The sequence below is a fragment of the Glycomyces dulcitolivorans genome (genome assembly GCF_003265355.1).
GTDB lineage: Bacteria > Actinomycetota > Actinomycetes > Mycobacteriales > Micromonosporaceae > Glycomyces > Glycomyces dulcitolivorans.
The window spans coordinates 16,624-27,922 of record NZ_QFRW01000303.1; the positions used below are offsets into that span (position 1 = coordinate 16,624).

The window sequence follows — 11,299 nt, forward strand, 5'->3', positions numbered from 1 at the left end:
TGCACACGTTGGAAAATCACACAAGGGAGTGTTCCATGCAACGCCATCTCCTCCGGCGGCGCGCCCTGCTCGCCTCCGCCGGGCTCGCCGCCGCGGCACCCGCCCTCGCCGCCTGCGGACCCGACATCGCCTCCGACGAGGACTCCGGCGGCTCGGCCCTCCTCAAGGCCCCCGACCGCACCGAAGGCGAGATCACGATCTGGGACCGCTCCGGCGACCTGTTCGAGGTCTTCGAAGGCGTCATCGCCGACTTCAACGCCAAGTACCCGGGCATCACGGTCAACCACGTCGCCGTCGACATCGACGCGAAGCTCCAGAACACCCTCATCACCGGCGCCGACGTGCCCGACGGGGTCTTCCTCGACGACGCCAAGGTCGGCGGCTTCACCGACTACCTGTGGGACCTCAGCGACGTGCTCGCCCCGTACGCCGCCGACATCGCCCCGCAGAAGCTCGACGTCAACACCGTCGCCGGCGGCGTGTACGGCGTGCCCTTCGACCTCGACCCGGGCCTGCTGTTCTACAACGCGACCGCCCTCGAAGCCGCCGGGATCGACGTCGAGGCCATCGCCACCTACGACGACCTGCTCCAGGCCGCCCGCGACTACCGGGACGCCGTCCCCGGCTCCGCACCCATCCACCTGGAGCAGTCCGCGTTCCTCGGCCAGCTCCAGCTGGAGATGTACGCGAGCCAGCTCGGCACCTCCATCGCCGACGCCGACGGGAACCTCCGCCTCGACACCCCCGAGTTCGAGCGCATCCTCACCTTCCTCGACACCGTCCGGCAGGAAGGGCTCGGCACCCGCGCCGAGTACCTGACGCCCACCGACATCGCCGAGCTCGACAACGGCAACCAGGTCTTCTACCCGTGGGCGATCTGGTTCTCCTTCGCGCCCCAGCAGGTCCTCACCGAGACCGCCGGCGACTGGCGCGCGACCCAGCTCCCCGCGTGGGACGCCGGCGGCGCCCGCTCCGGCGCCATGGGCGGCTCCTCGTTCGTCCTCCCCAAGGACGGCCCCAACGCCGACCTCGCCTGGCTCTTCTACGAGTTCCTCATGTTCGACGAGGCCGGCTACACCGCCGTCTGGGGCCCCGGCGACGTCTACCCCGAGGGCCTCGCCACCTCGATCCCCAGCTACACGCCCGCGGCCGACCCCGCCAAGCCTCTCTATACCGGGATCACCGCCCTCGGCGGCCAGGACCTGTGGACCGTCGCCACCGAGGCCGGCGCCCAGATCCCCGGCGGCACCCCGACTCCCGCGTGGTGGTCGGGCGCCGTCGACTACCTCGGCAACGACCTCCAGCGGATGCTCGACGGCGACCTCACCCCGCAGGAGGCCCTCGCCCAGTCCAGCGAGGACATCCAAACGAACCTGGTCGACCGCCAGTGACCGCGACGACCGCCCCCGCGACCCGGCGCGCCCCTCGCGCCGGGCGCGGGCCCCGCATGCGCCGGCGACTCGCGCCGTACGTGTTCGTGCTGCCCTTCGTCGCCGTCTTCGCGGCGTTCAGCGTCTACCCGCTGTTCTTCACCGCCCGCCTGAGCTTCACCGACTGGCGCGGCACGGGCGCGGCCACCTGGGTCGGCTGGGACAACTACGCCTACCTGCTCACCAACCCCGCGTTCTGGGCCTCCCTGGGGAACTCCGCGGTCCTGTGGCTCCTCATCGTCCCCGTCCAGATCGTCCTCGGCGTCCTCGTCGCGGTCCTGCTGAACAACGCGAAGCTGCGCCTGAGGGGGCTCTACCGGGTCGCGTTCATCGTCCCGTTCGTGACCCCGCTCGTCGCGGTCGCCCAGATCTGGGTCGTCCTGTTCGACCAGCGCTACGGCGCCGTCAACGCATTTCTAGGCCTGTTCGGACTCCCCGACACCGGCTGGCTCACCACCAGCACGTGGGCCAAGCCGACCCTCGCGCTCCTGTTCCTGTGGAAGACCACCGGGTTCATCGTGATCATCCTGCTCTCGGGCCTCCAGTCGATCAACGCGTCGATCTACGAGGCCGCCGAACTCGACGGCGCCTCCCGGGCCCGCCAGCTGTGGAGCATCACCGTCCCGCTCCTGCGGCGCACCATCGGGTTCGCCGTCGTCCTCCAGACCCTCGCGGTGTTCCAGATGTTCGCCGAGCCGTTCGTGGTCACCCAAGGCGGGCCCTACAACTCGACGACCACCGCGGGCTACCACCTCTACAACCACATCACCCGGGCGGACCTGGGCACCGGCGCGGCCAACTCGTTCCTCCTGGTCGTCCTCGTCATGGCGCTCTCGCTCCTGTTCGTCCGCCTGCTGCGAGCGAAGGACTGACGATGGCCACAGAACGCACCCGGCCGCACGTCGGCTCGCACCTGTTCCTGATGCTCCTGCTCGCCGCCTTCCTCTTCCCCGTCGCCTGGGCCCTGCTCTCGGCGTTCAAACCCGCCGACGACATCGTCCGCTCGCCGCTGACGTTCGACATCACCCAGTTCACCTTCGACAACTACACGGCGATGTTCCAGGACGTCCCCATCGGACAGGGCTTCGCCAACACCGCGATCGTGCTGCTCTTCAAAGGCGCGGCCACGATGTTCCTCGCCCCGCTCGCGGCCTTCGCCTTCGCGAAGTACCAGTGGATCGGCAAGAACCTCGTCTTCGGGGCCGTCCTTATCACCCTCATGCTCCCCACGATCGTCCTCATCATCCCGCTGCTGCTGGAGATGAAGGAGCTCGGCTGGGTGAACACCTACCAGGCGCTCATCCTCCCCGGCGCGGTCGACGCCTTCGCGATCTTCTGGATGCGCCAGGTCATCTCGGCCGTCCCCGACGAGCTCCTCGACGCCGCCCGCGTCGACGGCTGCGGCGAGTTCGCCCTCTTCTGGCGCGTCGTCGTCCCCGTCATCCGCCCCGGCCTCGCCGGCCTCGGCGTCCTCACCGTCATGAACATCTACAACGACTTCGTCTGGCCCGTGGTGGCCGCGAGCTCCGAACGCATGGCGACCCTCCAGGTCGTGCTCTCCACCCTCGCGCAGAACATCACCGGCAACCGGATCGGCGCCGACTACGCCACCGTCACAGGCGAACTGCTCGCGGCGAGCTCCGTCGCACTCGTCCCGCTGCTGGTGCTGTTCATCCTGCTCCAGCGGCACTTCATCAACGGCATCCTCGCCGGCAGCGTGAAAGGCTGACGCATGACCCTCCCACCCGAGACGCCCCGCCCGGAGACCCTGCCTTCCGGTACTCCGCGAGCGGAGTACCCGCGGCCCGACCGCGACCGCTCGGCGCGCTGGCTGAACCTCAACGGCGCCTGGGACTTCGCCGCCGACGGCTTCGAGGGGTCCATCACGGTCCCGTTCGCGTGGGAGAGCCGGGCGTCGGGGGTGCGGCGGACCTGGCTCGAACACGGCACGTACCGCCGCACCGTCACCGCGCCCGCCGACTGGGTCGGGTCCCGCACCGTCCTCAGCTTCGGCGCGGTCCACCACCGCGCCCTCGTCCGCATCGACGGGACGGCGGTCGGCGAGCACACCGGCGGCTACGAGTCCTTCGAGTTCGACGTGACCGGCCACCTCGCCCCCGGCGTCCCCGCGCTCCTCGAAGTCGAGGTCCACGCCCCCGCCGACAAGCGCGCCATCGCGCACGGCAAGCAGCGCTCGATCCCGCGCGACGACTACGACGGCGTCTCGTTCACGCCCACCTCCGGCATCTGGCAGACCGTGTGGCTCGAAGCCCGCGGCCGCACCTACGCCGAGTCTGTGGTCCTGCGCGGCGACTCCCTCACCGGCATCGACCTCACGGTCGTCCTCAGCGGCGACGCCCCCGCCGGAGCCCAGGTCACGGCGACCGCCGACACCGGCGAGTCGACCGTCCTCACCGCCGACGCCGACGGCATCGCCAAGGGCCGCATCGGCATCAGCGACCCCGTCCTGTGGAGCCCCGAGCGCCCGCACCTGTACCGCGTCGAGGTCCGCACCGGCGACGACCTCGTCGCCGCCACGACCGGCCTGCGCCGCTTCGAGGCGCGCGGCGAGGAGCTCCACCTCAACGGCGAGCGGATCTACCTGCGCGGCGTCCTCGACCAGGGCTACTGGCCCGACACCGGCCTCACCGCCCCCGACGCGCCCGCGCTGCTGCGGGACCTCGAACTCGCCCGCGGCCTCGGCTACAACCTGGTCCGCAAGCACCTCAAGTTCGAAGAGCCCCTGTGGCTCCACGAGGCCGACCGCACCGGGATGCTCGTGTGGGCCGAACCGGCCTGCCCGAGCCGCTTCTCGCCCGAGGCCGCCGCCGCGTTCGAGGCCCAGCTGCCCGCGATGGTCGAACGCGACGGCAACCACCCGTCGATCGTCATCTGGGGCCTGTACAACGAGGAGTGGGGCCTCGACTGGGACATCCCCGGCAGCGCCGCCCGCGCCGAGGCCGCCGTCCACGCCTACGAGCGCCTGCGCGAACTCGACGCCACCCGCCCGATCGTGGAGAACTCCGGCTGGTCCCACGTGCGCACCGACCTCCTCGACTGGCACTACTACGAGCCCGACCTGGGGGAGTGGAAGGACGCCGTCGCCCGCCTCGCCTCCGGCGAGCAGGAGGCCTTCCCGGTCCGCCTCGGCCCCGACTTCACCGTCGACAAGTCCCTCTACGGCGACCAGGCGTTCCCGCGCGTCGGCGTCCCGATCGTCAACAGCGAGTACGGCGAGGGCTTCACCAGTCTCGAACGCGCCTGGCACCTGCGCTGGGAGACCCAGGAGCTGCGCCGCCACGACCGCTTCGCCGGGTACGTCTACACCGAGTTCGCCGACGTCGAGCACGAGGCCGCGGGCCTCCTCGACGCCGACCGCCGGCCCAAGGACTGGGGCGGGGCCGTCCCCGCCGACGCCAACGCCGACACCGTGCTCGTGCTCGACCTGGTCCCGCTCGCCGCGGGCGCCGACATCGCGGTCCCGAAGGCGCCCTTCCGCATCGACGTCCACGTCTCGCACCACGGCCCGGCCGCGGCCTCCGGCACCGTCCAGGCCGCCTGGGTCCCCGCCGGGACCCCGTCCGGCACCGCGGTCCCGGCCGCCGCCGCGGTCTCCGACCCGGTCAAGGCCGAGCCGTTCCGGCTCTCGCCCGCCGCCCTGCTCACCGTCCCCGCTATCGAGGGGCCCGCGCGCCTCCTGATCTGGCTCGCCGACGACGAGGGCCGCGTCCTCGCCCGCGCCTTCCTCGACGCCGCCGAGGTCGAGCACCCGAACCGCCGCGGCGCCCGCCCCGGCGAGTTCGTCCACGCGCCCCGCCCCGGCCTGGACTAGTCTCGCGGTCGGCGCCTCGAATCGAGGCGCCGACCGCATCCGCATTGACACGCCGCTCACCGGCACCTAGGTTTGTACCGGTAAATAACGCCAGGTCCAAGGAGCATCCAACCGTGAATCGACCGATCGTCCGCCACGCGCCAATCATCGGACGCGTCCCGCACCTGCTGCACGGCGGCGACTACAACCCCGACCAGTGGGCCAGGTCCAAGGAGACGACCTGGAAGGAGGACATGCGCCTCGCCCGCCTCGCCGGGATCAACACCCTCTCGGTCGGCATCTTCTCGTGGGCCGCCCTCGAACCCGAAGAAGGCCGCTACGAGTTCGGCTGGCTCGACGAGATCCTCGACCTGATGGCCGAGAACGACATCACCGCCGTCCTCGCCACCCCCACCGGCGCCCGCCCCGGCTGGATGAGCGCCCGCTACCCCGAGGTCCTGCGCGTCAACCGCGACCGCACCGTGAACCTTCACGGCGGCCGCCACAACCACTGCCTCACCTCGCCCGTCTACCGCGAGAAGACCACCGCGATCAACACCGCCCTCGCCGAGCGCTACAAGGACCACCCCGCCCTCGGCGTGTGGCACCTGTCGAACGAGTACGGCGGCGAGTGCCACTGCCACCTGTGCCAGGAGCGCTTCCGCACCTACCTCCAGGGCCGCTTCGGCTCCCTCGACGAGCTCAACGAGGCCTGGTGGACCGGCTTCTGGGCCAAGACCTACAGCGACTGGTCCCACATCGAGTCGCCCTCCGAGCACGGGCGCGGCGAGCAGGACATCCACGGCCTCAACCTGGAGTGGATGCGCTTCACCACCGAGCAGTTCGTGGACTTCTACCTCCACGAGACCGCCCCGCTCAAGGCGATCACCCCGGACGTCCCGCGCACGACCAACCTCATGGGCACCTACCCGGGCATCGACTACTACCGGCTCGCGCAGGTCCTCGACGTCGCCTCCTGGGACTCCTACCCCGAGTGGACCGGCACCGACAAGGACGCCGCGAAGGGCGCCCGCGCCTCGTTCCTCCACGACCTGACGCGCAGCCTCAAGGGCAAGCCGTTCATGCTCATGGAGTCCTCGCCGTCGGCCACCAACTGGCGCCCCGTCGCCAAGCTCCACCGGCCCGGCGTGCACCTGCTCCAGTCCCTCCAGGCGGTCGCCCACGGCTCGGACACCGTGCAGTACTTCCAGTTCCGCAAGGGACGCGGCGGCTCCGAGAAGTTCCACGGCGCCGTCGTCGACCACGAGGGCACCGAGAACACCCGCGTCTTCAAGGACGTCGCCGAGGTCGGCGCGCGCCTCGCGGGTCTCGACGGGGTCGTCGGCACCGACACGCCCGCCGACGTCGCGGTGGTCTACGACTGGCACCTGCGCTGGGCCCTGGACGACCAGAAGGGCATGCTCCAGCAGCGGACCGCCTACGAGCGCACCGTGATCGACCACTACCGCGCGTTCTGGGAGCAGGGCGTCCCCACCGACGTCATCGACTCCTCGCTCATCGCGCAGCCCGGCTACCTCGACCGCTACAAGGTCCTGGTCGCCCCGATGCTCTACATGCTCCGCCCCGGCGTCCCCGAGGCGATCGACGCGTTCGTGCAGCGCGGCGGCACGTTCGTCGCCACCTACGCGACCGGCTACGTCGACGAGCACGACCGCACGTTCCTCGGCGGCTTCCCCGGCCCGCTCCGCCCCACTCTGGGCATCTGGGCCGAGGAGATCGACGCGCTGTACCCCGAGGACCGCAACGCGATCGAGTGGGACGGCGCCTCCTACGAGGCCGTCGAACTGTGCGAGCTGATCCACGCCGAGACCGCCGAGCCCCTCGGCGCCTACGGCTCCGACTTCTACGCCGGACGCCCGGCCCTCACCGTGAACCGCCGCGGCGACGGCAAGGCGTACTTCATCGCCGCCCGCACCGGCGACGACTTCCTCACCGAGTTCTACGGCAGGATCATCGCCGAGTCCGGTGTGGAGCGCGCCCTCGACGCCGCCCTCCCGGCCGGCGTCACCGCCCAGGTCCGCACCGACGGGACCACCGACTACGTCTTCGTCCTCAACTTCACCCCGGACGCGGTGACGTTCGAGGCCGGCGGCGAGTCGATCGAACTGGCCCCGTTCGGCAACACGGTCATCGAGCGCCCCCGCTCCTAGCAGTGCAGAAGGCCCCCGCCGAGTCGCCTCGGCGGGGGCCTTCAACGTCCCTTCACTAGTTGATGATCAATTCGAACGTGCTCGTATCGTTCCGGACGTCCTCGTGGTTCCCGCTCAGTTCGAGGCCGTTGAAGACCGCCTCACCGACCGCCGGGCCCTGACCGGACTCGGGCATCTCGTTGACCCAGATGCCGATGCCGGACTTGGACTGGAACTCGTCGCCGCTCAGCTGCGCGCCCGTGATCGTGATGTCGGTGAACACGGTGTCCGCGACCGGGAACTCCGGCTGGCCGCCGGTGTACTTGGTCTGGAACATGATCCCCGAGTACGTCGGGTCCACGATGTCCACGTTCGACACCCTGATCCCCTGGAACACCTTGTCCGCCGAGAAGATCCAGATCCCCGGGAACGTCTGCGCGCCCCAGAAGTGCCCGCCGGACCTGACCACCGAGATGTTCTCGAAGTTCGTCGTCGGGCTGGCCCCGAAGCCGTCCATCGGGATGCCGAAGTCCAGCGAGCTGATCGTGATCCCCGAGTACACGAGGGTGTCGGCGATGTGGATGTCCCGGAACGTGTTCCCGTACCCGCCGTAGACCGCCAGCCCGGCGGCCCGCCAGGTCAGGATCGACGTCAGGTTCTCGTACACGTTCCCGGTCTGGGCCCCGCCGCCCGCGTCGGTGGCGGCGAACAGCGCGAAGCTGTCGTCGCCCGAGGCGCGCGAGTCCACGTTCTGCACCAGGTTGTTCGAGCTCCCGTTCGTCATGTTGATCGCGTCGGCGAACAGGTTCCGCGTCCGCGAGTTCACGATGTCGACGCCCTCCATGTTGGAGCCCCAGAACATGCACACCTGGTGCTCGGTCCACGTGTCGTCGATCGTCATGTTCGCGACGTTCTGCCAGTCGAAGACCTTGCCCGGCCCGTCGATGCGGCTGGTGTAGTTCCCGAAGTACGCGAACCCGGAGAACGTCGAGCCGTTCGCCGTGTTCTCGGCCCGGAAGCCCACGTCGGTGTTCTCCTGGTTCTGCGGCGCGTAGAACCGGGTGTACCAGGGCCCGGCCCCGATGACCTGCACGGCCTTGCCGTACACCTGGAACTTCTGCGCCGTCGCGTAGTCGCCCGCGGGCAGGTACACGCCCAGCAGGTTCCCGGTGGTGTCCATGCGGACCTGGTCGAGGGCGTTCTGGACGGCCTGGTGCGTGAACCCGCTGGGCTGCACGTACCTCGCCGGGTCCGGGTTCGCCTCCGGCGCGACCTCTTCGAGGCTGATGAAGTCGATCGCGTAGTAGGCCGCGGTGTTCGCCGCGTCCTTCTGCAACCGGATCGTGCTCCCGGCCGGGATCACGTTGTTCAGCAGCACGTTCGCCTCGTCGTAGATGTGGCGGGCCGGCCCCGAGCTCGGCGAGTTGTTCGGGCTCGCCTCGGCCCCGTACAGCCACGCGTACTTCGAGGTGAGCGTGACCGGTTGCAGGTACTGGCCGTTCACGTACAGGTTCAGCGTCGAGGTGATGCCCCCGCCGCCCGCCGCGTCCGGGATCGCGAACCGGGTCACCAGCGTGTTGGTGTCGGTCGTGGTCGTGAACTGCACGTACTCGCCGGTCCCGTCGAGGACCACGGCCTGCCGGCCGCTCGCCTCGCCCGCGAGGTCCCCGATCTTCCGGTTCGGGCCGAGGATCTGCGCGCCCCCGCCCGGAGTCGCGTGCTCGGCCTCGTCCAGCGTGTACGGCATGTCCGCGCCCCGCCCGACCGACAGGGTCCGGCTGCTCGCGTTATTGCCCTGCTTGACCGCGTGCTCGTTGCCGTCCACGGCGACCACCACGTCCACCGAGTACTGCCCGTCCGCCGCGGTCCACGAACCCAGGCCGATCGCGGGCGAGCTCGCCCCGGCCGCGATGACCCCGCTGTGCGAGCCCGTCAGGGTCCGCACCACTGCGCCGGTCTCGCTGTTGACCACTTTGAGCGTGACGCCGTGCGCGCCGCTCGCCGAAGCCAGGCTCCCCTGGTTCTTGATCGTGACCGAGAAGTCGACCGCGTCGCCCGCGGCCGGGCTGCTCGGCGACCACGAGACCACTGAGGCGACCAGGTCCGACGTCGCGATCGCGGTGACCGCCAACGAGGTCGGGTGCGTGTACTCGTTGTTCGACTCGTCGCCCTCGACCACCGTCGCGTTCGGGTCCACCGCCGCGCCGACCTCGTGGCCGCCCGCGGTCAGCGACCCGATGGGGACGCTCACCGTCGTCGCGGCCCCGGCGGCCAGGCCGCCGACGGTCGCGCTGCCGGCCACTTCGCCGTCGACGTAGAGGTCCACGGCGCTGGCGGGGGAGGCCACCTCGCCGGTGTTCTCCACGCGCGCAGAGAGGGTCACCGCGTCGGTCTCGACCGGTGCGGCCGGGCTCCACGACATCGTCGTGACCTCCAGGTCCGGCGCGGGCGCGGCCTCGCCGAACACCTGGAACTCCGCGACCTGCCCGTTCGGGGCGCCCGTGTTCCCGGTGAACTGCAACCGGATCTCGCCGTACGTGCCCGAGACCGGGATCGTGACGGTGTTGCCCGAGGCCGGGTCGAAGGCGTACGCCGCCGACGCCTTGATCTGGGTGAACGACCCGCCGCCCGCGTCGCGCGCGAGCACCGAGAACGTCTGCGTCCGCGCGCCCCAGACGGGATCGGGGTTGAGCTTGACGACGACCCGGTCGAGCACGGCGTTGGCGCCGAGCGCGACGGTGAGCGTGCTCGGGTAGGCCCCGTTCGCGCCCTCCCAGTACGTCGTCACGTTCCCGTCGTTGGCGTTCACCGCCGCGAACGTGTGCACTGTGGACGACGCGGTGATCGGCTTGCCGACCGCCAGCTCGCCGGTCTGCGACGGCGCGCCGGCCTCGCCGTAGACCTCGAACTCCGAGACCTGCGCGGCGGGCCAGCCGGTGTTGGCCGTGACGACCAGCCGCACGTACCGCACGTCCGTCTCCGGCACCGCGATCGTGACCGTGTTGCCGCTGTTCGGGTTGAAGGTGTAGCCCTGCGCGGCCGCGAGGGTGGTGAACGACGACCCGTCGGCGCTGCCGCGCACCTCGATCGTCTGGGTCCGGGTCTGCCAGGCCGGGAGCGCGGGCAGTTCGAGGACCACCTCGCTGACCTCCGCACTGGCGCCGAGGTCGACCTGGAGCCACTGCGGGAAGGCGCCGTTGGCGCTCTCCCAGTAGGTGCCCTGGTTCCCGTCGGCCGCGTTGCCGGCGCCGTAGCCGGACACGCTGCTGCTGGCGGTCATCGTCTTGCCCGCCGCCAGGTTGGTGCCGTCCGCCGCTTGCACCGCGGCGGTCGGCACGAGCGCTGCCGCCACGGCGGCGACCGCAGTCGCCGCCGCGATGGCGAGGCGCGTGAATCTCATGATGGCTCCTTGCTCGGGGAGACGCATTCGCGATCCACTGCGGCGTTTGAGCGCACCACTCAGTAGATCGACATGCGCCGATCTTTAAGGGAGTCTGGAGGTATGAAGTGGCTGGGTGATGAAGGTTTAGCGCTATACCTAAGTGGTGATTCTAATCCCACGAAATTACGCTTGTCAATACATCGCTCCGCAATGCCGCACTCCGGTCCCCATGGGAGCGATCGGCATTATCGGGTCGGAAAACCAATTCCCGCCGAATGCGAAGACCGGGGCCCCGATCCGCCTGCACGGTGGCGGATCAGGACCCCGGTCTGCTTTCAGGGGGTGTTCAGAACGGTCCTACGCGTACGGGTCGTCGTCCTCGTCCTCCGGACCGCCGCCCCAGGTGTCCTCTTCCTCGGCGAGCCAGTACTTCATCTCGTGGTCCTGGTCGTCGCCGGGACGCCCGCCGGGGCCGCCGCCGCCCATCATGCCGCCGTGCGCGCCGGCCGCACCCGCGCCGCGGCCC

General features: G+C 70.3%; 6 protein-coding genes. 5 read left to right on the forward strand and 1 reads right to left on the reverse strand.

Going from position 1 to position 11,299, the window contains the following annotated elements:
- Positions 1–35 precede the first annotated feature (35 nt).
- The 5 genes from DI269_RS21115 (at position 36) to DI269_RS21135 (ending at position 7,412) form a co-directional block, all read left to right on the forward strand.
- Entirely contained in the window at positions 36–1,391 is a 1,356-nt protein-coding gene (locus DI269_RS21115) for an extracellular solute-binding protein (protein ID WP_112139499.1), read from the forward strand.
- Between the two features lie 56 nt (positions 1,392–1,447).
- Positions 1,448–2,302 (forward strand): carbohydrate ABC transporter permease, encoded by an 855-nt coding sequence (locus tag DI269_RS21120; protein WP_112139511.1) that lies wholly within the window; start codon positions 1,448–1,450, stop codon positions 2,300–2,302.
- Positions 2,303–2,304: 2 nt separating this feature from the next.
- Positions 2,305–3,159, forward strand: a complete 855-nt coding sequence (locus tag DI269_RS21125; protein ID WP_112139501.1) for a carbohydrate ABC transporter permease — start codon at positions 2,305–2,307, stop codon at positions 3,157–3,159.
- A 3-nt stretch (positions 3,160–3,162) separates the two neighbouring features.
- On the forward strand, positions 3,163–5,262 hold the full coding sequence (locus DI269_RS21130) for a glycoside hydrolase family 2 protein (protein WP_112139503.1): 2,100 nt from the start codon (positions 3,163–3,165) through the stop codon (positions 5,260–5,262).
- 113 nt (positions 5,263–5,375) lie between these two features.
- Positions 5,376–7,412, forward strand: coding sequence for a beta-galactosidase (locus DI269_RS21135; protein ID WP_198667606.1), 2,037 nt, complete (start codon positions 5,376–5,378; stop codon positions 7,410–7,412).
- A gap of 55 nt (positions 7,413–7,467) precedes the next feature.
- Here DI269_RS21135 and DI269_RS21140 read toward each other — a convergent pair whose 3' ends face one another.
- A complete protein-coding gene (locus DI269_RS21140; RefSeq protein ID WP_198667607.1) occupies positions 7,468–10,791 on the reverse strand; it encodes a discoidin domain-containing protein in 3,324 nt (1,107 codons plus the stop codon).
- Between the last annotated feature and the right edge of the window lie 508 nt (positions 10,792–11,299).

Bases quoted from the DNA above. Each gene is read 5' to 3' on its own strand.
- DI269_RS21115 (WP_112139499.1), top strand. From the start codon at position 36: ATGCAACGCCATCTCCTCCGGCGGCGCGCCCTGCTCGCCTCCGCCGGG.
- DI269_RS21120 (WP_112139511.1), top strand. From the start codon at position 1,448: ATGCGCCGGCGACTCGCGCCGTACGTGTTCGTGCTGCCCTTCGTCGCC.
- DI269_RS21125 (WP_112139501.1), top strand. From the start codon at position 2,305: ATGGCCACAGAACGCACCCGGCCGCACGTCGGCTCGCACCTGTTCCTG.
- DI269_RS21130 (WP_112139503.1), top strand. From the start codon at position 3,163: ATGACCCTCCCACCCGAGACGCCCCGCCCGGAGACCCTGCCTTCCGGT.
- DI269_RS21140 (WP_198667607.1), bottom strand. From the start codon at position 10,791: ATGAGATTCACGCGCCTCGCCATCGCGGCGGCGACTGCGGTCGCCGCC.